The 22132-nt window shown below is 55.2% G+C and carries 32 protein-coding genes; all 32 read right to left on the bottom strand.

All coding sequences use genetic code 11. The annotated features are described in order from the left end of the window. Positions 1-13: 13 nt before the first annotated feature. The 32 genes from ACZ5Q2_RS01025 to rpoC all read right to left on the bottom strand — a co-directional run bounded on the left by ACZ5Q2_RS01025 (position 14) and on the right by rpoC (position 22088). Positions 14-1018 carry a DNA-directed RNA polymerase subunit alpha gene (locus tag ACZ5Q2_RS01025; RefSeq protein ID WP_008174911.1) on the bottom strand — a complete coding sequence of 335 codons (1005 nt, stop codon included), beginning with the start codon at positions 1016-1018 and terminating at the stop codon, positions 14-16. 35 nt (positions 1019-1053) lie between these two features. Further along, complete coding sequence (rpsD, locus tag ACZ5Q2_RS01030) at positions 1054-1674, bottom strand: 30S ribosomal protein S4 (RefSeq protein WP_058090007.1); 621 nt, start codon at positions 1672-1674, stop codon at positions 1054-1056. Between the two features lie 18 nt (positions 1675-1692). Then, the gene (gene rpsK, locus ACZ5Q2_RS01035; protein ID WP_007153992.1) at positions 1693-2082 is read right to left on the bottom strand and encodes a 30S ribosomal protein S11; all 390 of its coding nucleotides are present in this window, start codon (positions 2080-2082) and stop codon (positions 1693-1695) included. 13 nt (positions 2083-2095) lie between these two features. After that, positions 2096-2452 carry a 30S ribosomal protein S13 gene (gene rpsM, locus ACZ5Q2_RS01040; protein ID WP_029655315.1) on the bottom strand — a complete coding sequence of 119 codons (357 nt, stop codon included), beginning with the start codon at positions 2450-2452 and terminating at the stop codon, positions 2096-2098. 141 nt (positions 2453-2593) lie between these two features. Then, positions 2594-2707, bottom strand: a complete 114-nt coding sequence (gene rpmJ, locus ACZ5Q2_RS01045; protein WP_004580765.1) for a 50S ribosomal protein L36 — start codon at positions 2705-2707, stop codon at positions 2594-2596. Positions 2708-2740: 33 nt separating this feature from the next. Continuing rightward, on the bottom strand, positions 2741-4063 hold the full coding sequence (gene secY / locus ACZ5Q2_RS01050; protein ID WP_058090006.1) for a preprotein translocase subunit SecY: 1323 nt from the start codon (positions 4061-4063) through the stop codon (positions 2741-2743). 17 nt (positions 4064-4080) lie between these two features. After that, positions 4081-4515: a 50S ribosomal protein L15 gene (rplO, locus tag ACZ5Q2_RS01055; protein WP_022989795.1), complete on the bottom strand. Its 435-nt coding sequence runs from the start codon at positions 4513-4515 to the stop codon at positions 4081-4083. Between the two features lies 1 nt (position 4516). Next, positions 4517-4705, bottom strand: coding sequence for a 50S ribosomal protein L30 (rpmD, locus tag ACZ5Q2_RS01060; RefSeq protein ID WP_007153997.1), 189 nt, complete (start codon positions 4703-4705; stop codon positions 4517-4519). A 4-nt stretch (positions 4706-4709) separates the two neighbouring features. Beyond that, on the bottom strand, positions 4710-5210 hold the full coding sequence (rpsE, locus tag ACZ5Q2_RS01065; RefSeq protein ID WP_058090005.1) for a 30S ribosomal protein S5: 501 nt from the start codon (positions 5208-5210) through the stop codon (positions 4710-4712). 12 nt (positions 5211-5222) lie between these two features. Beyond that, positions 5223-5570 carry a 50S ribosomal protein L18 gene (gene rplR, locus ACZ5Q2_RS01070; RefSeq protein WP_011784258.1) on the bottom strand — a complete coding sequence of 116 codons (348 nt, stop codon included), beginning with the start codon at positions 5568-5570 and terminating at the stop codon, positions 5223-5225. A 9-nt stretch (positions 5571-5579) separates the two neighbouring features. Continuing rightward, entirely contained in the window at positions 5580-6113 is a 534-nt protein-coding gene (gene rplF, locus ACZ5Q2_RS01075) for a 50S ribosomal protein L6 (RefSeq protein ID WP_058090004.1), read from the bottom strand. 9 nt (positions 6114-6122) lie between these two features. After that, entirely contained in the window at positions 6123-6515 is a 393-nt protein-coding gene (rpsH, locus tag ACZ5Q2_RS01080; protein ID WP_058090003.1) for a 30S ribosomal protein S8, read from the bottom strand. A gap of 88 nt (positions 6516-6603) precedes the next feature. Then, positions 6604-6909, bottom strand: coding sequence for a 30S ribosomal protein S14 (gene rpsN / locus ACZ5Q2_RS01085; RefSeq protein ID WP_058090002.1), 306 nt, complete (start codon positions 6907-6909; stop codon positions 6604-6606). A gap of 12 nt (positions 6910-6921) precedes the next feature. Further along, the gene (rplE, locus tag ACZ5Q2_RS01090) at positions 6922-7461 is read right to left on the bottom strand and encodes a 50S ribosomal protein L5 (RefSeq protein ID WP_058090001.1); all 540 of its coding nucleotides are present in this window, start codon (positions 7459-7461) and stop codon (positions 6922-6924) included. A 15-nt stretch (positions 7462-7476) separates the two neighbouring features. Continuing rightward, positions 7477-7797, bottom strand: a complete 321-nt coding sequence (gene rplX / locus ACZ5Q2_RS01095) for a 50S ribosomal protein L24 (protein ID WP_061333571.1) — start codon at positions 7795-7797, stop codon at positions 7477-7479. A gap of 17 nt (positions 7798-7814) precedes the next feature. Beyond that, positions 7815-8183, bottom strand: a complete 369-nt coding sequence (gene rplN, locus ACZ5Q2_RS01100) for a 50S ribosomal protein L14 (protein ID WP_007154005.1) — start codon at positions 8181-8183, stop codon at positions 7815-7817. An 18-nt stretch (positions 8184-8201) separates the two neighbouring features. Then, positions 8202-8468, bottom strand: coding sequence for a 30S ribosomal protein S17 (rpsQ, locus tag ACZ5Q2_RS01105; protein WP_044387650.1), 267 nt, complete (start codon positions 8466-8468; stop codon positions 8202-8204). Between the two features lies 1 nt (position 8469). Beyond that, complete coding sequence (gene rpmC / locus ACZ5Q2_RS01110) at positions 8470-8661, bottom strand: 50S ribosomal protein L29 (protein ID WP_058089999.1); 192 nt, start codon at positions 8659-8661, stop codon at positions 8470-8472. Further along, the gene (gene rplP, locus ACZ5Q2_RS01115; protein ID WP_044387654.1) at positions 8661-9074 is read right to left on the bottom strand and encodes a 50S ribosomal protein L16; all 414 of its coding nucleotides are present in this window, start codon (positions 9072-9074) and stop codon (positions 8661-8663) included. The genes rpmC and rplP overlap by 1 nt, the downstream gene beginning before the upstream one ends. A gap of 12 nt (positions 9075-9086) precedes the next feature. Further along, a complete protein-coding gene (gene rpsC, locus ACZ5Q2_RS01120) occupies positions 9087-9770 on the bottom strand; it encodes a 30S ribosomal protein S3 (protein ID WP_058089998.1) in 684 nt (227 codons plus the stop codon). Between the two features lie 11 nt (positions 9771-9781). After that, positions 9782-10114 (bottom strand): 50S ribosomal protein L22, encoded by a 333-nt coding sequence (rplV, locus tag ACZ5Q2_RS01125; protein ID WP_008940674.1) that lies wholly within the window; start codon positions 10112-10114, stop codon positions 9782-9784. Positions 10115-10130: 16 nt separating this feature from the next. Next, entirely contained in the window at positions 10131-10406 is a 276-nt protein-coding gene (gene rpsS / locus ACZ5Q2_RS01130; RefSeq protein WP_061333570.1) for a 30S ribosomal protein S19, read from the bottom strand. A gap of 23 nt (positions 10407-10429) precedes the next feature. Continuing rightward, the gene (rplB, locus tag ACZ5Q2_RS01135; RefSeq protein ID WP_058089996.1) at positions 10430-11257 is read right to left on the bottom strand and encodes a 50S ribosomal protein L2; all 828 of its coding nucleotides are present in this window, start codon (positions 11255-11257) and stop codon (positions 10430-10432) included. 17 nt (positions 11258-11274) lie between these two features. Then, a complete protein-coding gene (gene rplW, locus ACZ5Q2_RS01140; protein ID WP_008174862.1) occupies positions 11275-11568 on the bottom strand; it encodes a 50S ribosomal protein L23 in 294 nt (97 codons plus the stop codon). Then, positions 11565-12170, bottom strand: coding sequence for a 50S ribosomal protein L4 (gene rplD / locus ACZ5Q2_RS01145; protein ID WP_061333569.1), 606 nt, complete (start codon positions 12168-12170; stop codon positions 11565-11567). The genes rplW and rplD overlap by 4 nt, the downstream gene beginning before the upstream one ends. 11 nt (positions 12171-12181) lie before the next feature. Continuing rightward, a complete protein-coding gene (gene rplC, locus ACZ5Q2_RS01150; protein ID WP_058089994.1) occupies positions 12182-12820 on the bottom strand; it encodes a 50S ribosomal protein L3 in 639 nt (212 codons plus the stop codon). Positions 12821-12895: 75 nt separating this feature from the next. After that, positions 12896-13207, bottom strand: coding sequence for a 30S ribosomal protein S10 (gene rpsJ, locus ACZ5Q2_RS01155; RefSeq protein WP_004580743.1), 312 nt, complete (start codon positions 13205-13207; stop codon positions 12896-12898). A gap of 186 nt (positions 13208-13393) precedes the next feature. Further along, positions 13394-14590, bottom strand: a complete 1197-nt coding sequence (tuf, locus tag ACZ5Q2_RS01160) for an elongation factor Tu (RefSeq protein WP_068351550.1) — start codon at positions 14588-14590, stop codon at positions 13394-13396. Positions 14591-14625: 35 nt separating this feature from the next. Next, positions 14626-16731 carry an elongation factor G gene (gene fusA / locus ACZ5Q2_RS01165; protein WP_061333841.1) on the bottom strand — a complete coding sequence of 702 codons (2106 nt, stop codon included), beginning with the start codon at positions 16729-16731 and terminating at the stop codon, positions 14626-14628. Positions 16732-16749: 18 nt separating this feature from the next. Next, entirely contained in the window at positions 16750-17220 is a 471-nt protein-coding gene (rpsG, locus tag ACZ5Q2_RS01170; RefSeq protein ID WP_011784243.1) for a 30S ribosomal protein S7, read from the bottom strand. Between the two features lie 113 nt (positions 17221-17333). Further along, positions 17334-17708, bottom strand: coding sequence for a 30S ribosomal protein S12 (rpsL, locus tag ACZ5Q2_RS01175; protein ID WP_012139854.1), 375 nt, complete (start codon positions 17706-17708; stop codon positions 17334-17336). Positions 17709-17873: 165 nt separating this feature from the next. Then, complete coding sequence (gene rpoC / locus ACZ5Q2_RS01180) at positions 17874-22088, bottom strand: DNA-directed RNA polymerase subunit beta' (protein WP_061333839.1); 4215 nt, start codon at positions 22086-22088, stop codon at positions 17874-17876. Positions 22089-22132 lie beyond the last annotated feature (44 nt).

Below are 22132 nucleotides of genomic sequence, written 5' to 3' on the forward strand. Positions count from 1 at the left end.
AACTAATCGGCGATCAACCGCCCAGAACCCGGTCATCACCACGAAGGCTTGCCGGCGGCCAGTTATCAAGACGCATGCCCAGAGACAAACCACGGGACGCAAGAACGTCCTTGATCTCGGTCAGCGACTTTTTGCCAAGGTTAGGCGTCTTCAGCAGCTCCACTTCGGTGCGCTGGATAAGATCGCCGATATAGTAAATGTTTTCTGCCTTCAAGCAGTTAGCTGAACGCACAGTCAATTCCAGATCATCAACCGGGCGCAGCAGAATCGGATCGATTTCTTCCTCTTCTTCTACACGCTCTGGCTCTTTCTCATGATCGAAATCTACAAACACAGCCAGCTGCTGCTGGAGAATCGTGGCCGCCCGGCGAATCGCTTCTTCCGGATCGATGGTGCCATTGGTCTCCAGATCAATAACAAGCTTGTCCAGATCTGTACGCTGCTCAACCCGTGCGCTTTCGACGGCATACGCCACTCGGCGAACCGGGCTGAACGTAGCATCAAGCTGCAAACGTCCGATGGCACGAGTTTCATCCTCGTCCAGACCACGCTGATCAGCCGGCTCATAGCCGCGACCGCGGGCAACACGCAAACGCATGTTGACTTCGCCGTTCTCGCTCAGGTGACAGATCACGTGCTCGGGGTTAGCGATTTCCACATCGTGGTCCAGCTTGATATCGCCGGCGGTCACTACACCCGGGCCCTTCTTGCTGAGCGTCAGCTCAGCATCGTCACGGCCGTTCATCTTTACGGCGACGCCCTTGAGATTCAGAAGAATCTCGATGACGTCCTCCTGGACACCCTCAATGGCGCTGTACTCGTGCAGGACACCGTCGATCTGTGCTTCAGTCACGGCGCAGCCCGGCATCGAAGACAAGAGAATGCGACGCAGTGCGCTACCCAGGGTATGACCGAAACCGCGCTCAAGCGGCTCCAGTGTCACCTTGGCGCGCGTGGCGCTGGATTCTTTCACGTCAATGGTACGAGGTGTCAATAACTCATGTACTGAACGCTGCATAGACGCCCCTATCTGCTATCGTTGCTAACTGGGCTTTACTTGGAGTAAAGCTCGACGATGAGGTTCTCGTTGATGTCGGCCGGCAGTTCAGTACGCTCAGGTACTGACTTGTAAACGCCGGACATCTTGTTGGCGTCAACCTCTACCCAGCTTACCGGTGCGCGGCTACCAGCCAGATCCAGTGCACCTTTAACGCGCAGCTGGTTTTTGGCCTTCTCACGCACACTCACAACGTCGCCCGGCTTGACTTGATAGGACGGCACGTTGACCGGCTTATCGTTCACCAGGATCGCCTTGTGAGAGACGAGCTGACGGGCTTCTGCACGGGTAGAACCAAAGCCCATGCGATACACAACGTTATCCAGACGACCTTCCAGAAGTTGCAGCAGGTTTTCACCGGTTGCACCCTTCAGGCGAGCGGCCTCTTTGTAGTAGTTGCGGAATTGCTTCTCAAGTACGCCGTAGATACGACGGACTTTCTGTTTTTCACGAAGCTGTACGCCGTACTCGGACAGACGACCGCGACGCGCGCCGTGCATACCCGGCGGAGTCTCGATGTTGCACTTCGAATCGAGCGCGCGTACGCCGCTCTTCAGAAAAAGATCTGTCCCTTCACGACGAGACAGCTTGCACTTCGGGCCTATATAACGAGCCATATTTCACTGTCTCCTGTGTTAGACGCGGCGCTTCTTGGGCGGACGACAGCCGTTATGGGGAATCGGCGTCACATCAGTGATGTTGGTGATCTTGTAGCCACACGCATTCAGCGCGCGAACTGCAGATTCACGTCCGGGCCCAGGACCCTTAACCTCTACGTCCAGGTTTTTAAGGCCGTATTCAGCAGCCGCATTACCGGCTCTTTCAGCTGCTACCTGCGCAGCAAAAGGTGTACTCTTACGTGAGCCGCGGAAACCGGAACCACCTGAGGTGGCCCAGGACAGGACGTTGCCCTGACGGTCCGAAATGGTCACGATGGTGTTGTTGAAGGACGCGTGAATGTGCGCGACGCCATCAACAACCGTCTTTTTCACCTTTTTACGGGTACGTGTACCTGGCTTTGCCATGTTTGCCTACCTGTTACTTACGAATAGGTTTGCGAGGACCTTTACGGGTGCGGGCGTTGGTCTTGGTGCGCTGGCCACGGACCGGAAGTCCATGACGATGACGCAGACCACGGAAGCAACCGAGATCCTTCAAACGCTTGATGTTCATCTGTACTTCACGACGCAGATCGCCTTCGACGGTGAACTTGCCCACTTCGGTACGAAGTGCTTCAAGCTGCTCGTCGCTCAGGTCTTTGACCTTGACGTCCGGCTTAACGCCGGTTGCATCGCAAAGCTTCTGGGCTGTTGTCTTGCCAACACCAAAGATGTAGGTGAGCGAGATAACAGCATGTTTGTGATCGGGTATATTGACACCGGCTATACGTGCCATCCAAATTACTCCGCGTTCAAAGCTTTGCTGTGTGAATTTTCCGCCACAAAAAGGGCGCGAAATAATAGCGCCTGACCCGCTCGCGAGTCAAGCGCTACTATTCCGAACCCCTTTTACAATGTCAGAGCGATTTCTTGGAAATCAGCCCTGGCGCTGCTTGTGACGAGGCTCCGTGCAGATGACTCGAACCGAGCCATTGCGACGAATTACTTTGCAGTTACGGCAAATTTTCTTTACCGAAGCGCGTACTTTCATTGTCGACTCCAGTTTTCAAGGGGAACGGCTGTGTCAGCCGTTCCGACCATAGCCCTTGAGATTGGACTTCTTCATCAGCGATTCATACTGATGCGACATCAGGTGCGACTGAACCTGAGCCATGAAATCCATCACCACGACTACAACAATCAGCAGTGAGGTACCACCAAGATAGAAAGGTACATTACCTGCCACCATCAGGAACTGAGGGAACAAGGACACTGCTGCAATATACATAGCCCCGAACAACGTCAGACGGGTCAGTACACCATCGATGTACTTGGCAGTCTGCTCTCCTGGGCGAATGCCCGGGATGAACGCGCCGGAACGCTTGAGGTTATCCGCAACTTCCTTCGGGTTGTACATCAGTGCTGTATAGAAGAAGCAGAAGAAGACCACTGCTGCTGCGAACAGGATGATATACAACGGCTGGCTCGGAGCCAATGCCTGAGAAATGTCACTCAACCATTCCATGCCCTCACCCTGCCCGAACCACTGGCCCAAGGAGGCCGGGAACAACAGAATCGACGAGGCAAAGATCGGCGGAATAACACCGGCCATATTGACCTTCAGCGGCAAATGACTGGACTGCTGGGCAAACACCCGGCGGCCCTGCTGCCGTTTGGCATAATTGATGGTTAACCGCCGCTGGCCCCGCTCCATGAACACCACGAAGCCAACCACCGCGATCGCCAACACACCAATACCGAGCACTACCAGCAGGCTCATTTCACCGTTACGGGCCTGCTCCAGAGTCTGACCGATGGCGCCCGGCAAGCCGGCGACAATCCCTGCGAAAATCAGCAGTGATATACCGTTGCCAACGCCACGCTCGGTGATCTGCTCACCGAGCCACATCATGAAGACGGCACCACACACGAAAGACACCACTGCCACAAAGTGGAAGCTGAAGCTGTCGTTGAAGGTGACGCCCTGAGAGGCCAACCCTACAGAAATACCAAAGCCCTGAACCAGGGCCAGGACAACCGTACCATACCGCGTATACTGGCTGATCTTGCGACGACCCGCCTCGCCTTCTTTCTTCAGCTGCTCAAGCTGCGGACTGACCGCAGTCATGAGCTGCATGATAATGGAAGCCGAAATGTACGGCATGATACCGAGTGCGAAGATACTCATGCGCTCAAGCGCACCACCGGAAAACATGTTGAACAAACTCAGGATGGTTCCCTGGTTCTGATCAAACAGTGCCGCCAACCGGTCCGGGTTGATGCCTGGAACGGGAATGTGGGCACCGATCCGGTACACCAACAACGCCAGAAACACGAACCAGAGCCGCGAACGCAGCTCTGCAAATCCCTTTCCGGCGCCCGCAGGCAATGATGCTGTCTTGGCCATTTAGTCCTCGACTCGTCTTAGTCTTCGACTTTCCCACCCGCGGCAATGATTGCCTCGCGTGCGCCTTTGGTGACACGTAGCCCTTTAACGGTTACAGCGCGATCCAGCTCACCGGACAGCATAACCTTGGCTTCGCGAATTTCTTCGCGAATGATGTCAGCCTTCTTCAGTGCAGCCAGATCGACCACGTCGCCTTCAACCTTCGCCAGCTCGTTCAGGCGAATTTCGGCAACATAGCGCTGCTGGCGGGAAGTGAAACCAAACTTGGGCAGACGACGGGCCAAAGGCTGCTGACCACCCTCGAAACCAGGCGCTACAGAGCCACCGGAACGGGATTTCAGACCTTTATGACCGCGACCACCAGTTTTACCCAGACCGCTACCGATACCACGACCAACACGCTTGGCGGAAGGACGTGAACCAGGTTCCGGAGCAAGTTCGTTCAGACGCATCTTAGTTCTCCTCAACCTGCACCAGGTAGTTAACCCGGTTGATCATGCCGCGAATAGAAGGTGTATCTTCCACTTCAACGGTATGACCGATTTTACGAAGACCCAGGCCTTTCACACACAGCTTGTGCTTGGGCTGACAGCCGATCGGGCTGCGGGTCAGAGTTACTTTGATCGTTTTTGCGTTCGCCATGACTTCAACCCAGAATATCTTCGACGGATTTACCGCGCTTGGCTGCAATATCTTCAGGCGCCTTCATGGCCTGCAGACCCTTGATGGTAGAACGTACAACGTTCACCGGGTTGGTAGAGCCGTAGCACTTGGACAGTACGTTGTGTACGCCGGCCACTTCCAGTACCGCACGCATCGCACCACCGGCGATAATACCGGTACCTTCAGATGCAGGCTGCATGAACACCTTGGAGCCACCGTGCTGGGCACGAACTGCGTACTGCAGGGTGGTGCCGTCAAGGGCCACGTCTACCATGTTCTTGCGAGCAGCTTCCATCGCCTTCTGGATGGCAACCGGGACTTCCCGGGCCTTACCACGACCGAAACCAACGCGTCCTTTGCCATCACCCACCACAGTCAGTGCGGTGAAGGCAAAAATACGGCCGCCTTTAACTACCTTGGCGACGCGATTGACCTGAACCAGCTTTTCCTGGAGCTCAGGCGCCTTCTGTTCGTTAACGCTCATCTTCTCCACCTCTTAGAATTGCAAGCCAGCTTCACGGGCTGCGTCGGCCAGAGCCTGTACACGACCGTGATAACGGTAACCTGAGCGGTCAAAAGCGACCTTCTCAATGCCTGCCGCCTTGGCACGCTCAGCAATCAGCTGACCGACCTTCTTGGCAGCGTCCACGTTACCGGTTGCACCCTGGCGCAGTTCCTTATCCAACGTGGAGGCAGTGGCCAGCACTTTGCTGCCATCTGCAGTCGTAACCTGGGCGTACATATGACGCGGCGTGCGGTGAACGCACAGACGGTCGGTACCCAGTTCACGGATCTTCATGCGCACTTTGCGTGCGCGACGCAATCTTTCGTTATTCGCGCTCATAGTCCCGCCTTATTTCTTCTTGGCTTCTTTGCGTCTGACCTGCTCATCCGCATAACGAACACCCTTGCCCTTATAAGGCTCGGGCGGACGGAACGCGCGGATTTCAGCAGCGACCTGGCCAACCTGTTGCTTGTCGATACCGCGAATCACAACTTCCGTATTGGACGGAGTTTCAGCGGTAACACCCTCGGGCAGCTCGTACTCAACCGGGTGAGAAAAACCCAGTGTCAGATTGAGCTTCTTACCTTGCGCCTGCGCACGATAACCTACGCCCGTCAGCTGCAGCTTACGCTCCCAGCCTGTGGATACGCCGGTAACCATGTTGTTAACCAGCGCACGAGTAGTACCAGCAAGAGCGCGGGACTGTTTCGCACCATCGCGGGCCGCAAAGCGAAGAGAACCCTCTTCCTGCTTCACTTCAACCGCTTGGTGAATGGTGAATTGGAGAGCTCCCTTGGAGCCCTTCACATTAATTTCCTGTCCGTTCAGCTTAACCTCAACACCGGAAGGCAGCACGACAGGATTATTGGCAACCCTGGACATGTGTATCTCCTAGAATACGGTGCAGATGACTTCGCCACCCACGCCTGCAGCACGTGCGGCGCGGTCTGTCATAACGCCCTTGGACGTTGAGACAATCGCGACTCCCAGACCGCCGGAAACCTTCGGCAGTTCCCCAGCGCCTTTGTACTGGCGCAGACTCGGACGGCTGACCCGCTTGATCTCTTCGATAACCGGCTTGCCGCCGAAGTATTTCAGAGTGATGGTCAGCTCGGGCTTCGCGTCAGCTGAAACAGAAAAATCTGCTACGTAGCCTTCGTCCTTAAGGACCTGGGCCACGGAGACCTTCATTTTTGAAGACGGCATCGTCACATCAGCTTTCGATGCCATCTGGGCATTACGGATACGGGTAAACATATCCGCAAGCGTGTCTTGCATACTCATTAGTATGAGGCTCCTGATCTTTTTAGTTGTGCAGCGGCGTGCCGCACCGCTTACCAACAGGCACCTGACCGAAGTCAGGCGACCTATCTTACCAGCTTGCCTTGGTCAGGCCCGGAACGTCACCGCGCATGCCGTACTCACGGAGTTTGATCCGTGACAGTTCGAACTTGCGCAGAACGCCGTGGGGACGACCAGTCACCTGGCAACGATTCCGAAGACGTGAGGGACTCGCATCACGAGGCAGCTGTTGCAGCTTCATTTGCGCGTTCCAACGATCTTCTTCGCTGGTATTCGGGTTTTTGATAATCGCCTTGAGCTCGGCGCGCTTGGCTGCGAATTTAGCCACAGTCTTTTCGCGCTTGAGCTCACGGTTTTTCATTGAAACCTTCGCCATGTCACTCGTTCCTTATTTCTTGAACGGAAAGCCAAAGGCTTTCAACAGTTCGCGACCTTCGTCGTCGGTACCGGCAGTGGTGGTGATGGTGATATCCAGCCCGCGGATCTTGTCGACTTTGTCGTACTCGATCTCAGGGAAGATGATCTGCTCACGAACACCCATGCTGTAGTTACCGCGACCGTCGAAGGATTTCGGGTTCAGACCGCGGAAGTCACGAATGCGGGGAACCGCAATGTGCACCAGGCGATCAAAGAAATCCCACATACGCTCACCGCGCAGGGTCACCTTACAGCCAATCGGCCAACCTTCACGGATTTTGAAACCCGCTACGGATTTGCGTGCCTTGGTAACAACCGCTTTTTGACCCGCCAGGCGCTCAAGATCCGCCACCGCGTTTTCAATCAGCTTTTTGTCACCAACCGCTTCGCCAACACCCATGTTCAGGGTGATTTTCTCGATACGCGGCACCTGCATAACGTTCTTGTAACCGAACTCTTTCTGCAGGGCGGGTACCACTTCCTTAGTGTACTGCTCTTTCATGTTAAGCATCGTAACCACCACCGCTTACTGGTTATCGACAGCTTCGTTCGTGGACTTGAAGATCCGCACTTTGCTGCCGTCTTCCTTGGTCTGGAAGCCAACACGATCGGCTTTGCCGGTCTGCGGATTAAAAATAGCCACGTTGGAAGCCTGGATAGGCGCTTCTTTTTCGACGATACCACCCGGGGTGCCGAGCATCGGGTTCGGCTTGGTGTGCTTCTTCATCATATTGATGCCAGAAACAATCACACGGCCGTCGTCCTGAACCTTCAGGACTTTACCACGTTTGCCTTTGTCTTTCCCCGTGGTGACGATTACTTCGTCATCTCGTTTGATCTTTTTCATAACCGGCCTCTGGTCCTTTAAAGTACTTCGGGTGCCAGTGAGATAATCTTCATGAACTTCTCGTTACGCAGTTCACGGGTAACCGGTCCGAAGATACGGGTACCAATGGGAGCGTCCTGATTGTTCAGAAGTACCGCCGCGTTACCGTCAAAACGGATCAATGAACCGTCCGGACGACGCACACCCTTACGGGTACGTACTACAACAGCCTTGAGGACCTGGCCTTTCTTCACCTTACCGCGGGGGATGGCTTCCTTAACGGTTACCTTGATGATATCCCCAACGCTCGCATAACGCCGGTGAGATCCGCCCAGGACCTTGATGCACATAACCTGACGTGCACCACTGTTATCCGCGACTTCAAGCATTGTTTGAGTCTGAATCATGGTTGTTCTCCGGGCGAATTACACCTTGGACGCGCGTTCGGTGACTTCCACCAGGGCCCAGCTTTTGGTCTTGGAGACCGGGCGGGTTTCCTGAATGGTTACGATGTCGCCGATGTTGCACTGATTGCTTTCATCGTGCGCATGGATCTTGGTCGAGCGCTTCATGTACTTGCCGTACAGAGGATGTTTCACCTGACGCTCAACCAGGACCACGATGGACTTGTCCATCTTGTTGCTCACGACCTTGCCGCTCAGAGTTCTGGCAGTTTGGGTAGCTTCGGTCATGTCACTGTCCTGCCTTTTCATTCAATACCGTTTTAACGCGAGCGATATCGCGCTTCACCTTGCCGAGGAGGTGAGACTGATTCAGCTGACCTGTCGCTTTGCGCATGCGCAGGTTGAACTGCTCCTTCAGGAGGTCGATCAGCTCTTTGTTCAGCTCCTCGACTGACTTTTCACGCAGCTCTGTTGCATTCATCACATCACCGTCCTCGTTACAAAGGTGGTCTGTACCGGCAGTTTGGCCGCTGCAAGAGTGAAGGCCTCACGAGCGATTTCCTCGGAAACACCTTCCATCTCATACAACATACGGCCTGGCTGAATTTCAGCCACCCAATACTCGACAGAACCTTTACCTTTACCCATCCGTACTTCAAGCGGCTTACCGGTGATCGGCTTGTCCGGGAAAACCCGGATCCAGATCTTACCGCCCCGCTTGATACGACGTGTCATAGTACGACGTGCCGCCTCAATCTGGCGCGCAGTTATACGCCCGCGACTGGTCGCTTTCAATCCGTATTCACCGAAGCTCACCTTGTTGGCGCGGTGAGCAAGACCGGTGTTACGGCCTTTCATTACCTTGCGGAATTTGGTGCGTTTTGGTTGCAGCATAAGAGTGCCCCTTTACTTAGAACCTTTCTTCCCAGAGGCTTTCTTGTCAGCACGGACCTGCTCCATACCACCAAGAATCTCACCTTTGAAGATCCATACCTTTACGCCGATAACGCCGTAAGTGGTGTGCGCTTCATAGGTTGCATAATCAATATCTGCACGTAATGTGTGCAGAGGTACACGACCTTCGCGATACCACTCGGAACGTGCGATTTCAGCACCCCCAAGACGACCGCCAACCTGAATCTTGATACCCTTGGCACCCTGACGCATGGCGTTCTGAACCGCACGCTTCATAGCGCGACGGAACATCACACGACGCTCCAGCTGACCGGCAACGTTTTGCGCTACCAGGCGGGCATCCAGGTCCGGCTTGCGGACTTCTTCGATGTTGATGTGCACAGGCACACCCATCATGTCGCTGACTTCGCGACGCAGACGGTCAACATCTTCACCCTTCTTACCGATAACAATACCGGGGCGGGCGGTATGGATCGTGATCCGGGCGTTCTGAGCAGGGCGCTCGATCACGATCTTGCTGACAGACGCCTTAACCAGACGCTTGTCCAGGAACTCGCGAACCTGAATATCATTCAGCAGATTCTTCGCGTAGTCCTTCTTGTCGGCATACCACACTGAGTTGTGCTCTTTGATCACACCCAGGCGCATGCCGGTTGGATTTACTTTATGACCCATCTGAGCATCTCCTACTTGTCGGCGACCTTGACGGTGATATGACAGGTGCGCTTGAAAATACGGTCAGCGCGCCCCTTGGCTCGAGCTTTGATTCGCTTGAGCGTTGGGCCCTCATCCACCATGACGGTGGAAACCCGCAGATCATCTACGTCCAGACCTTCGTTGTGCTCAGCGTTGGCAATGGCGGATTCAAGAGCTTTCTTGATCACAACCGCTGCCTTCTTAGGGCTGAAAGTCAGAATGTTCAGGGCGTCCTCAACAGCCTTGCCGCGTACCTGGTCGGCAACAAGACGTGCTTTCTGAGCTGAGAGGCGAGCGCCCTTGTACTTGGCTGCTACTTCCATTTCTATTACCTCACAATCAGCGTTTAGCTTTCTTGTCGGCCGCATGACCACGATAAGTACGCGTTGCCGCGAACTCACCCAGTTTATGTCCGACCATATCTTCGGTGACATAAACCGGCACGTGCTGCTTGCCGTTGTGGACTGCAATGGTCAGGCCTACCATCTCCGGAAAGATTGTTGACCGGCGGGACCAGGTTTTGATCGGCCGCTTGTCACTTGTTTCCAGAGCTGCCTCGACCTTCTTCAACAGATGCAGGTCTATAAAAGGACCTTTCTTCAAAGAACGTGGCACAGCATTTACCTCTATGTAGTCGTTTACTTGGCTGAACGACGACGTACTATCATCTTGTCAGTACGTTTGTTCTTACGAGTCTTATGCCCTTTGGTCGGAACACCCCACGGAGTAACCGGGTGACGCCCGCCAGAGGTACGCCCTTCACCACCACCATGTGGGTGGTCAACTGGGTTCATAGCAACACCACGTACTGTTGGACGTTTACCGCGCCAACGTGATGCACCCGCTTTACCAAGCTGCTTGAGGCTGTGCTCGCTGTTGGATACTTCACCCAGCGTTGCACGGCAATCTACAAGCACCTTACGCATTTCACCTGAACGCAGGCGGATAGTGGCATAAGCCCCTTCCCGAGCTACCAGCTGTACGGATGCGCCCGCGGAGCGAGCCAGCTGGGCACCTTTGCCAGGCTTGAGTTCGACGCAGTGGATCACAGAACCAACCGGAATGTTCCGGAGCGGCAGAGTGGAGCCCACCTTAATCGGCGCGTCGACGCCGGACCGCACAGGATCACCTGCCTTCATACCTTTGGGAGCGATAATGTAGCGACGCTCGCCATCGGAGTACTTCAGCAGCGCGATGTGCGCAGAGCGGTTAGGATCATATTCCAGGCGCTCAATAACCGCCGGGATACCATCTTTAGTCCGCTTGAAATCAATTACACGGTAGTGCTGCTTGTGGCCACCACCAATGTGACGAGTAGTAATGCGGCCAGCGTTGTTACGACCACCTGACTTACTCTTAGTTTCTACCAACGGCTCGTAAGGACGTCCTTTGTGCAGATCCGGGTTGTAAAGTTTTACAACGTGACGGCGTCCGGCAGATGTTGGCTTGGTTTTGACGATCGGCATATTACGACCCCTTTACCTTATTCCACATCCAGAAAATCGATGTCCTGACCTTCTGCCAGCTTGACGTAAGCCTTACGAATGTCATTACGCTTGCCGAACCCGCGGATAGTGCGCTTGAGCTTACCCTTACGGTTCAGAACCTGAACACCTTCGACGGTGACGTTGAACAGCTGCTCAACGGCTTTCTTGATCTCCGGCTTGGTGGCGTCTGGTGCTACACGGAATACCACCTGACCACGCTCGGCTGCCAGAGACGCTTTCTCTGATACGTGCGGCCCCAGCAGGACCTTATAAATACGTTCCTGATTCATCCCAGCATCTCCTCGATCTTCTTCAGAGCGGGAACAGTTACCACAACGTTCTCGTAGGCAACCAGGCTGACCGGATCCAGACCTGCCACGTCGCGAACATCCACGTGAGGAATGTTGCGGGAAGCCAGGTGCAGGTTCTGCTCAACGCTATCGGAAAGAATCAGAGCGTTAGATACGCCCAGATCCTTCAGCTTGGCGGTGAACGCCTTGGTCTTGGGACTGTCGACGTTCATATCGTCAACAACCACCAGACGCTCCTGACGGACCAGCTCGGAAAGAATGGAACACATAGCCGCACGATACATCTTGCGGTTAACTTTCTGTTCGAAATCACGGGGCTTGGCCGCAAAAGTTACGCCGCCTGAACGCCAGATCGGGCTACGAATGGTGCCCGCACGAGCGCGACCGGTGCCCTTCTGACGCCACGGCTTCTTGCCACCGCCACTGACTTCGGAACGTGTTTTCTGAGCCTTGGTACCCTGACGGCCAGCTGCCATGTAGGCAGTTACCACCTGGTGCACCAGTGCTTCATTAAAATCTTTGGCAAACGCAGCGTCGGAAACAGAAATCCCCTTGCCGCTACCAGTAATTGTCAATTCCATCGCACCGCTCCTCAGGCTTTAACTGCAGGCTTGATGACAACGTCGCCGCCAGTCGCACCAGGTACGGCACCACTTACCAGCAGCAGGTTGCGCTCGGCATCGACACGGACGATTTTCAGGTTCTGCACAGTGACCTGCGCGTTACCCATCTGACCGGCCATCTTTTTACCCTTGAATACCTTGCCCGGAGTCTGGTTCTGACCAATAGAACCCGGAGCACGATGAGACAGGGAGTTACCGTGAGTAGCGTCCTGCATGGAGAAGTTCCAGCGCTTGACACCACCCTGGAAGCCCTTACCTTTGGACTGACCAGTGGCATCAACCACCTGACCGTCTTCAAACACAGAGACTGTCAGCTCGCCGCCTGCAGCCAGGTCTTCACCTTCGCCATCAGCCAGACGAAATTCCCACACGCCACGACCAGCTTCAACACCTGCTTTCGCAAAGTGACCAGCAGCAGCCTTGCTCACGCGGGAGGCACGACGAGAACCTACGGTTACCTGCACAGCGCGGTAGCCGTCGTTTTCGAGAGTTTTCAGTTGGGTAATGCGGTTGGGCTCAACCTCGATTACCGTTACGGGCAATGCCTGCCCCTCGTCCGTAAAAATACGGGTCATACCGGCCTTACGACCGACAACACCAATTGCCATGTTTCACCTCTTAAGTGTACGGGGCTTGCACCCTCTATGGCCTGTGACAGTTACACAGACTAATACCGGGCGGTATTAGCCGAGGCTGATCTGAACGTCTACACCTGCTGCCAGGTCCAGTTTCATCAGAGCATCCACTGTCTTCTCCGTCGGCTCAACAATGTCGAGCAAACGCTTGTGGGTACGAATTTCATACTGATCACGCGCGTCTTTATTGACGTGCGGAGAGATCAATACCGTGTACTTTTCCTTGCGCGTCGGCAGAGGAATAGGACCACGCACCTGAGCGCCGGTCCGCTTGGCGGTATCGACGATCTCCTGCGTGGACTGGTCGATCAGGCGATAATCAAACGCCTTCAACCGGATTCGAATCTTTTGGCTTTGCATGATGCACCAAACTCCACTCGTAGCAGCTACTAGTTAGCCGACCTTCAAAAAAAGGAGCCGCATTGTATGCATAATACCCAACCCTGTCAACATCATTGATATTGACGGAGGTCAGGCAGACTTTGCGACTTAAACAGAAAAAGGGGCTGAACCAGTCAGCCCCTTTTTCCTGATCAAACGAGCAGATTACTCGATGATCTTGGAGACCACGCCGGCACCAACGGTACGGCCGCCTTCGCGAATCGCGAAGCGCAGACCATCTTCCATGGCGATCGGAGCGATCAGGGTAACAGTCATTTTCACGTTGTCACCCGGCATTACCATTTCAACGCCTTCCGGCAGTTCACAAGAACCGGTTACATCAGTAGTCCGGAAGTAGAACTGCGGACGGTAGCCCTTGAAGAACGGAGTATGACGACCACCTTCTTCTTTGGACAGTACGTACACTTCACACTCGAACTTGGTGTGCGGCTTGATGGAGCCCGGTACACACAGAACCTGACCACGCTCAACGTCGTCACGCTTGGTACCACGCAGCAGAACACCTACGTTCTCACCGGCACGACCTTCGTCCAGCAGCTTGCGGAACATCTCAACACCAGTACAGGTGGTCTTGGTGGTGTCGCGGATACCCACGATTTCCACTTCGTCACCTACTTTGATGATGCCACGCTCTACACGACCGGTAACAACGGTACCACGACCAGAGATGGAGAATACGTCCTCGATCGGCATCAGGAACGGCTGATCAATCGCACGCTCCGGCTCAGGGATGTAGTCGTCCAGGGCTTCTACCAGCTTCTTAACAGCGGTAGTACCCATCTCGTTGTCGTCTTTACCTTCCAGAGCCATCAGCGCAGAACCGGTGATGATCGGAGTGTCGTCACCCGGGAAGTCGTACTGGCTCAGCAGGTCACGAACTTCCATCTCTACCAGCTCAAGCAGCTCTTCATCGTCTACCATGTCCGCTTTGTTCAGGAACACAACGATGAACGGTACACCAACCTGACGGGACAGCAGGATGTGCTCACGAGTCTGCGGCATGGGGCCGTCAGCTGCGGAGCAAACCAGGATAGCGCCGTCCATCTGGGCCGCACCGGTGATCATGTTCTTAACATAATCCGCGTGGCCCGGGCAGTCTACGTGTGCGTAGTGACGGGTCGGAGAATCGTACTCAACGTGAGAGGTCGCGATGGTGATACCACGCGCACGCTCTTCCGGTGCGTTATCGATCTGATCGAAAGCACGGCTCTCACCAGTACCCCATACTTCGTGACATACACGAGTCAGGGCGGCTGTCAGAGTGGTCTTACCATGGTCAACGTGACCAATGGTGCCCACGTTTACGTGCGGCTTGTTACGCTCAAACTTTGCTTTAGACACGGTTACACCTCTTCCTGTTTCTTAAGTCCTGGGGATCAACCCTTTTTAATGATCGCTTCGGCAATGTTCGAAGGAGCTTCCATATAGCGGGAGAACTCCATCGCATAAGACGCCCGACCCTGTGTTGCAGAACGCAGGTCGGTGGCGTAACCGAACATCTCCGACAACGGAACTTCAGCACGGATGACCTTGCCCGCAGGGCCTTCATCCATACCCTGCACAAGGCCGCGACGACGGTTCAGGTCGCCAACAACGTCACCCATGTAATCTTCAGGGGTAACAACCTCAACCTTCATGATCGGCTCAAGAAGGGCAGGATTCGCTTCGAGGGCGCCTTTCTTCATCGCCATGGAACCAGCGATTTTGAACGCCATCTCGTTGGAGTCAACGTCGTGGTAGGAACCATCGTACAGCGTCGCCTTGATACCCAGCAGCGGATAGCCGGCCAGACAGCCGTTCTGCATCTGCTCTTCGATACCCTGCTGAACCGCCGGGATGTATTCCTTGGGAACCACACCACCAACGATCTCGTTTACGAAGATGAAGTTTTCAGCATCTTCATCATCCAGAGGCAGCGGCTCCAACTTCACTTTTACGTGACCGTACTGACCGCGACCACCAGACTGACGAACGAACTTACCTTCAACGTCAACCGGCTTGCGGATGCACTCACGGTAAGCAACCTGCGGCTTACCGATATTTGCTTCTACCTTGAACTCGCGACGCATACGGTCAACGATGATATCCAGGTGAAGCTCACCCATACCGGAGATGATGGTCTGGCCGGACTCTTCGTCGGTGCGAACACGGAATGACGGATCTTCCTGGGCCAGCTTACCCAGAGCAACACCCATCTTTTCCTGGTCGGCTTTCGACTTCGGCTCAACCGCAACGGAGATAACCGGCTCCGGGAACTCCATGCGCTCAAGAACAATTCTGTTGTTCTCATCACACAGGGTGTCACCCGTGGTCACGTTCTTCAGGCCGATCGCAGCCGCGATGTCGCCCGCCAGAACTTCTTTGATCTCTTCACGGTCGTTGGCGTGCATCTGAACCATACGGCCCACACGCTCTTTCTTGCCCTTCACGGAGTTGAATACCGCGTTACCGGACTCAAGCTTACCGGAGTAAACCCGGAAGAACGTCAGCGTACCCACGAACGGGTCGGTAGCGATCTTGAACGCCAGAGCGGCGAACGGAGCATCGTCGTCAACCGGACGGGTTTCCTCGGTACCCTCGTCATCCACCTCACCGCGGATGGCTTTAACCTCATCCGGGGCCGGCAGGAATTCGATGACCGCATCCAGCACCGCCTGCACGCCCTTGTTCTTGAACGCAGAACCACAGGTAGCCAGAACGATTTCGTTGGCGATGGTACGAGTACGCAGACCCTGCTTGATTTCTTCGTAGGTCAGCTCTTCGCCTTCGAGGTATTTCTCCATGAACTCTTCGTTGGCTTCAGCGGCGGCTTCGATCATCTGCTCGCGCGCTTTCTCGGCCTCAGCAACCATGGACTCAGGAATATCGCGAAGCTCGTAGGTCATACCCTGATCAGCTTCGTTCCAGTAGATTGCCTTCATGCGAAGCAGATCCACGATACCCTCGAAATCGTCTTCGGCGCCGATCGGCAGCTGGATGGGCACAGTGATAGCACCCAGACGGTTACGAATCTGCTCAACAACGCGCATGAAGTTGGCGCCTGCACGGTCCATTTTGTTGACGAAAACCATGCGGGGAACTTCATACTTGTTGGCTTGGCGCCATACAGTCTCGGACTGCGGCTCAACACCTGAGGAACCACAGAACACAACCACGGCACCATCAAGAACACGCAGGGAACGCTCTACTTCGATGGTGAAGTCAACGTGCCCCGGGGTGTCGATGATGTTGATACGGTGCTCGGGATACTGCTTGTCCATACCCTGCCAGAAGGTTGTAACAGCGGCAGACGTGATGGTGATACCACGCTCCTGCTCCTGCTCCATCCAGTCTGTAGTGGAAGCGCCGTCATGGGTCTCACCCATCTTGTGACTACGACCGGTGTAATAAAGAATACGCTCGGTGGTAGTAGTCTTGCCCGCATCCACGTGCGCACAGATACCAATGTTTCTGTAACGTTTGATAGGAGTCTTGCGTGCCACGATATAAACCTCGGCTTGTTAGAAACGGAAGTGAGAGAATGCCTTGTTGGCTTCTGCCATGCGATGCACGTCTTCGCGCTTCTTCACTGCGGCACCCTTGCTATCGGCCGCATCAAGAATTTCGCCAGCCAGACGCTGCGCCATGCTCTTCTCACCGCGCTTCCGGGAATATTCAACGAGCCAGCGCATCGCCAACGCGTTCTGACGGGAAGGCCGAACTTCTACCGGCACCTGGTAAGTAGCACCACCCACACGACGGGACTTAACCTCAACCATCGGCTGGATGTTCTCCAGGGCCTTCTCGAACATTTCGATCGGCTCTTCTTTAGATTTCTCGGCAACGATATCCAGAGCACCGTAAACAATGCGCTCTGCAACCGACTTCTTACCGCTTTCCATCACATGGTTGATGAACTTGGCAAGACGTGCACTGCCGAATTTAGGATCGGGAATGATTTCCCGCTTTGCTGCAACTCTTCTTCTAGGCATCGATAAGCCCTTATATCTAAAAGGTCTTCAGGAACCCCTGAGATAGCCAAATGCTACTCAGCCTTACTCTTACCGTTCTTACAAGCAACGATAAAAGACACCCGCTCGGGACATCAGGACTTGGGTCGTTTTGCACCGTACTTGGAGCGGCCCTGCTTACGGTTCTGAACACCTTGGGTATCCAAAGTACCGCGAACAGTGTGATAGCGCACACCCGGAAGGTCTTTTACTCGACCGCCACGGATCAGCACAACACTGTGCTCCTGAAGGTTGTGACCTTCACCACCAATGTAAGAGGAAACCTCGAAGCCGTTGGTCAGACGAACACGGCACACTTTACGAAGTGCTGAGTTCGGCTTCTTCGGCGTTGTGGTGTACACACGAGTGCACACACCACGGCGCTGAGGACAAGCCTGGAGAGCAGGAACATCGCTCTTGGCTACCTTGCGCTTACGAGGCTTACGCACCAACTGATTAATCGTTGCCATGTAAGCAAACTCCAAAAAACCATACCAATGAAACTTACCCCCTGTGCAGGGGGTAAAATTTAAGGGACGCAAGTGTAAGCCTGCGCCCCGACTCAGTCAAGATGACTGTTCTCTTTTTAACCACCCTCGGGATAAGTAACTACCCCGAGAATGGCACGCCGGCAATCAACCTTCTCGGTTGAGCTCCGCGCTCAGAGCTTCTTCAACATCTGCCGCGGTCACGCCCTGCTCTTCCAGGTCACGCTTGCGACGACGTTCGCTGTGGTAAGCCAGACCAGTACCCGCCGGAATCAACCGGCCAACCACAACGTTTTCTTTCAGGCCACGCAGGAAGTCACGCTTACCGGTCACCGCACCTTCGGTGAGGACCCGGGTGGTTTCCTGGAACGAAGCCGCAGAAATGAACGATTCGGTGGCCAGCGATGCCTTGGTAATACCAAGCAGCAGACGCTCGAACCTGGCTGGCTCTTTGTCCGCCCGATTCGCCTTTTCGTTCTCTTCCAGCACCTGAGTGATTTCCACCTGGTCGCCAGACAGCAGGGTGGTATCACCCGGATCGGTAATTTCCACCTTGCGCAGCATCTGCCGAACGATAACCTCGATGTGTTTATCGTTGATGACAACGCCCTGCAGGCGGTACACGTCCTGGATTTCGTTGGTGATGTACTTGGCCAGCTCGACCACACCCAGCAGACGCAAGATGTCGTGCGGGTTGGACGGACCGTCGGAAATCACCTCACCCTTCTCAACCGTTTCACCTTCGAAAACGTTGAGCTGGCGATGCTTCGGAATCAGAACCTCGTAGGCATCGTCATCTTTCGGCGTGATGACCAGGCGCTTCTTGCCTTTGGTCTCTTTACCGAAAGACACCACACCACTGATTTCCGCCAGGATGGCAGACTCTTTCGGGCGACGAGCCTCGAACAGGTCGGCAACCCGCGGCAGACCACCGGTGATGTCCCGGGTCTTCGAGCTTTCCTGCGGAATACGGGCAACTACGTCACCCAGCTCGATCTTCGCGCCATTAGCCATGGTCACCAGCGCGTTAGCCGGTAGGAAGAAGATCGCGGTACCACCGCCTGGCAGTTCTACTTCTTCACCCGCATCGTCAATCAGCTGGATAGCCGGACGAATGTCCTTACCAGCAGCAGGACGCTCTTTCGGGTCAATCACTTCCATGGTGGACAGACCGGTCAGCTCGTCAGCCTGGGTACGGACAGTAATGCCCTCTTCCATGTTGACAAACTTGGCCGTGCCTTTCGCTTCGGCGATGATCGGATGCGTGTGCGGATCCCACTTGGCAACTACAACGCCGGCCTCAACCACGTCACCGTTCTTCACAGACAGAACGGCACCGTAGGGCAGCTTGTACCACTCGCGCTCACGACCCTGCTCGTCGGCAATCGCCAGGGCCGAAGAACGGGACACCACAACCAGGGAGCCATCGGTCTTCTCGATGGACTTCAGGTTGTGCAGACGTACCGTGCCGCCGTGCTTGACCTGAATGTTATCCACGGCGGAGGCCCGGCTGGCCGCACCACCAATGTGGAAGGTCCGCATGGTCAGCTGGGTGCCTGGCTCACCGATGGATTGGGCAGCGATAACACCGACGGCCTCACCCACGTTAACACGGTGACCACGGGCAAGATCGCGGCCGTAACACTTGGAGCAGATGCCGTGACGAGTCTCACAGGTAATCGCAGAGCGAACCCAGATCTCATCCACACCGGCGCGCTCGACCATCTCGACGGTTTTCTCGTCCAGCAAAGTGCCGGCCGGAACAACAGCGTTGTCCTTGTCGGTTGGGGTGAATACGTCACGGGCTGTCACACGCCCCAGAACACGATCACCCAGCGGCACAACAACGTCGCCACCTTCAATGTGCGGCGTCATCAGCAGACCTTCATCGGTACCGCAGTCTTCCTCGGTCACCACCAGGTCCTGGGACACGTCAACCAGACGACGGGTCAGGTAACCGGAGTTCGCGGTCTTCAGTGCAGTATCCGCCAGACCTTTACGAGCACCGTGGGTGGAGATGAAGTACTGGAGTACGTTCAGACCTTCACGGAAGTTCGCGGTAATCGGCGTTTCGATGATGGAGCCATCCGGCTTGGCCATCAGACCACGCATACCGGACAACTGACGAATCTGGGCAGCGGAACCCCGCGCACCGGAATCGGCCATCATGTAGACGGAGTTGAAGGATTCCTGCATCAGGTCTTCGCCGTCTTCACCCTTCACAGGCTGGCCGTCAGGACCAATAACCTGCTCTTTGGACAGACGCTCCATCATCGCCTTGGACACTTTATCGTTGGCGCGGGACCAGATATCGATCACCTTGTTGTACTTCTCACCCTGGGTCAGCAGACCGGATGCGTACTGGTTCTCGATGTCTTTTACTTCGTCAGACGCCGCATCAACCAGCTCATACTTCTCCGGCGGAATCTCGAAGTCGTTGAAGCCGATAGAGATACCGGAACGGGTTGCATAGTGGTAACCCATGTACATCAGTTGGTCAGCAAAGATGACCGTATCTTTCAGGCCGGCGTCCCGATAACAGGTGTTGATCAGGTTGGAAATCGCCTTCTTGACCATAGGACGGTTGACGATCTCGAACGGCAAGCCGTCAGGAACGATATCAAACAACAAAGCACGGCCAACGGTGGTATCAACCACACGGTAGGCTTCGGACTTGCTGCCATCTTCGGCGTAGGCCACTTCCTTAACCCGCACCTTGACCTTCGCCTGCAGGTCAACCTTGCCGGCACCATAGGCACGATGGGCTTCTTTGACATCAGCAAACACCATGCCTTCACCCAGGGCAGCGTGGCGCTCGCGGGTCATGTAATACAGACCCAATACCACATCCTGAGACGGTACGATGATCGGCTCACCGTTCGCTGGAGACAGCACGTTGTTGGTGGACATCATCAACGCACGGGCTTCAAGCTGGGCTTCCAGGGTCAGCGGTACGTGTACCGCCATCTGGTCACCGTCGAAGTCGGCGTTGTAAGCCGCACACACCAGCGGGTGCAGCTGGATCGCTTTACCTTCGATCAGAACCGGCTCGAACGCCTGGATGCCCAGACGGTGCAGGGTGGGCGCACGGTTCAGCAGGATCGGGTGCTCGCGGATGACTTCGTCCAGGATATCCCAGACCACGCCTTCCTCGCGCTCGACCATTTTCTTGGCGGCCTTGATGGTGGTCGCCAGGCCACGGTGCTCAAGCTTGGAGAAAATGAACGGCTTGAACAGCTCCAGGGCCATCTTCTTGGGCAGACCGCACTGGTGCAGGCGCAGGTACGGACCCACCACGATCACGGAACGGCCAGAGTAGTCGACTCGCTTACCCAGCAGGTTCTGACGGAAACGACCCTGCTTACCCTTGATCATGTCAGCCAGGGACTTCAGCGGGCGCTTGTTGGTGCCGGTGATGGCCCGACCACGACGACCGTTATCCAGCAGGGCGTCAACCGCTTCCTGCAGCATACGCTTCTCGTTGCGCACGATGATATCCGGAGCGTTCAGCTCCAGCAGGCGCTTGAGACGGTTGTTCCGGTTAATGACCCGACGGTACAGATCGTTCAGGTCGGAAGTGGCAAAACGGCCACCGTCCAGGGGGACCAGCGGGCGCAGATCGGGCGGCAGAACCGGCAGAACGGTCATCACCATGTCGCCCGGCTTGTTACCGGAGTACAGGAACGCCTCAAGAATTTTCAGGCGCTTGCTGAATTTCTTGATCTTGGTCTCGGAGTTGGTCTGGGGGATCTCTTCCCGCAGGGCGTCAACTTCCGCCTGCAGATCGATAGCTTCGAGCAACTCTTTGATGGCCTCGGCACCCATACGGGCGTCGAACTCGTCACCGAATTCTTCCAGGGCCTCATAGTACTGCTCGTCATTCAGCAACTGGCCCTTCTCCAGGGTGGTCATACCCGGATCGATAACGATGAAGGATTCAAAGTACAGAACCCGTTCGATATCGCGCAGGGTCATGTCCAGCATCAGGCCAATACGGGACGGCAATGACTTCAGGAACCAGATGTGAGCGACCGGGCTGGCCAGCTCGATATGGCCCATACGCTCACGGCGCACGCTGGCCAGTGCGACTTCAACACCGCACTTTTCACAGATAACGCCGCGATGCTTCAGACGCTTGTATTTTCCGCACAAGCACTCGTAGTCTTTGATCGGGCCGAAAATCTTGGCACAGAAAAGACCGTCACGCTCCGGCTTGAAGGTACGGTAGTTAATGGTCTCAGGCTTTTTTACTTCGCCAAAAGACCAGGAACGAATCATGTCAGGCGAAGCCAGTCCGATACGGATGGCGTCGAATTCCTTGCTCTGATTCTGGCTCTTGAGAAGATTCAGCAAATCTTTCATCAGTAAAAGCTCCGGATGGCGTTAATCTCGGGCGGGCACACGAG

The organism is Marinobacter alkaliphilus (assembly GCF_055394375.1).

Bases quoted from the DNA above. Each gene is read 5' to 3' on its own strand.
- ACZ5Q2_RS01025 (WP_008174911.1), bottom strand. From the start codon at position 1,018: ATGCAGCGTTCAGTACATGAGTTATTGACACCTCGTACCATTGACGTG.
- rpsD (WP_058090007.1), bottom strand. From the start codon at position 1,674: ATGGCTCGTTATATAGGCCCGAAGTGCAAGCTGTCTCGTCGTGAAGGG.
- rpsK (WP_007153992.1), bottom strand. From the start codon at position 2,082: ATGGCAAAGCCAGGTACACGTACCCGTAAAAAGGTGAAAAAGACGGTT.
- rpsM (WP_029655315.1), bottom strand. From the start codon at position 2,452: ATGGCACGTATAGCCGGTGTCAATATACCCGATCACAAACATGCTGTT.
- rpmJ (WP_004580765.1), bottom strand. From the start codon at position 2,707: ATGAAAGTACGCGCTTCGGTAAAGAAAATTTGCCGTAACTGCAAAGTA.
- secY (WP_058090006.1), bottom strand. From the start codon at position 4,063: ATGGCCAAGACAGCATCATTGCCTGCGGGCGCCGGAAAGGGATTTGCA.
- rplO (WP_022989795.1), bottom strand. From the start codon at position 4,515: ATGCGTCTGAACGAACTTGCTCCGGAACCTGGTTCACGTCCTTCCGCC.
- rpmD (WP_007153997.1), bottom strand. From the start codon at position 4,705: ATGGCGAACGCAAAAACGATCAAAGTAACTCTGACCCGCAGCCCGATC.
- rpsE (WP_058090005.1), bottom strand. From the start codon at position 5,210: ATGAGCGTTAACGAACAGAAGGCGCCTGAGCTCCAGGAAAAGCTGGTT.
- rplR (WP_011784258.1), bottom strand. From the start codon at position 5,570: ATGAGCGCGAATAACGAAAGATTGCGTCGCGCACGCAAAGTGCGCATG.
- rplF (WP_058090004.1), bottom strand. From the start codon at position 6,113: ATGTCCAGGGTTGCCAATAATCCTGTCGTGCTGCCTTCCGGTGTTGAG.
- rpsH (WP_058090003.1), bottom strand. From the start codon at position 6,515: ATGAGTATGCAAGACACGCTTGCGGATATGTTTACCCGTATCCGTAAT.
- rpsN (WP_058090002.1), bottom strand. From the start codon at position 6,909: ATGGCGAAGGTTTCAATGAAAAACCGTGAGCTCAAGCGCGAAAAGACT.
- rplE (WP_058090001.1), bottom strand. From the start codon at position 7,461: ATGCTTAACATGAAAGAGCAGTACACTAAGGAAGTGGTACCCGCCCTG.
- rplX (WP_061333571.1), bottom strand. From the start codon at position 7,797: ATGAAAAAGATCAAACGAGATGACGAAGTAATCGTCACCACGGGGAAA.
- rplN (WP_007154005.1), bottom strand. From the start codon at position 8,183: ATGATTCAGACTCAAACAATGCTTGAAGTCGCGGATAACAGTGGTGCA.
- rpsQ (WP_044387650.1), bottom strand. From the start codon at position 8,468: ATGACCGAAGCTACCCAAACTGCCAGAACTCTGAGCGGCAAGGTCGTG.
- rpmC (WP_058089999.1), bottom strand. From the start codon at position 8,661: ATGAATGCAACAGAGCTGCGTGAAAAGTCAGTCGAGGAGCTGAACAAA.
- rplP (WP_044387654.1), bottom strand. From the start codon at position 9,074: ATGCTGCAACCAAAACGCACCAAATTCCGCAAGGTAATGAAAGGCCGT.
- rpsC (WP_058089998.1), bottom strand. From the start codon at position 9,770: ATGGGTCATAAAGTAAATCCAACCGGCATGCGCCTGGGTGTGATCAAA.
- rplV (WP_008940674.1), bottom strand. From the start codon at position 10,114: ATGGAAGTAGCAGCCAAGTACAAGGGCGCTCGCCTCTCAGCTCAGAAA.
- rplB (WP_058089996.1), bottom strand. From the start codon at position 11,257: ATGCCGATCGTCAAAACCAAGCCAACATCTGCCGGACGCCGTCACGTT.
- rplW (WP_008174862.1), bottom strand. From the start codon at position 11,568: ATGAATCAGGAACGTATTTATAAGGTCCTGCTGGGGCCGCACGTATCA.
- rplD (WP_061333569.1), bottom strand. From the start codon at position 12,170: ATGGAATTGACAATTACTGGTAGCGGCAAGGGGATTTCTGTTTCCGAC.
- rplC (WP_058089994.1), bottom strand. From the start codon at position 12,820: ATGGCAATTGGTGTTGTCGGTCGTAAGGCCGGTATGACCCGTATTTTT.
- rpsJ (WP_004580743.1), bottom strand. From the start codon at position 13,207: ATGCAAAGCCAAAAGATTCGAATCCGGTTGAAGGCGTTTGATTATCGC.
- rpsG (WP_011784243.1), bottom strand. From the start codon at position 17,220: ATGCCTAGAAGAAGAGTTGCAGCAAAGCGGGAAATCATTCCCGATCCT.
- rpsL (WP_012139854.1), bottom strand. From the start codon at position 17,708: ATGGCAACGATTAATCAGTTGGTGCGTAAGCCTCGTAAGCGCAAGGTA.
- rpoC (WP_061333839.1), bottom strand. From the start codon at position 22,088: ATGAAAGATTTGCTGAATCTTCTCAAGAGCCAGAATCAGAGCAAGGAA.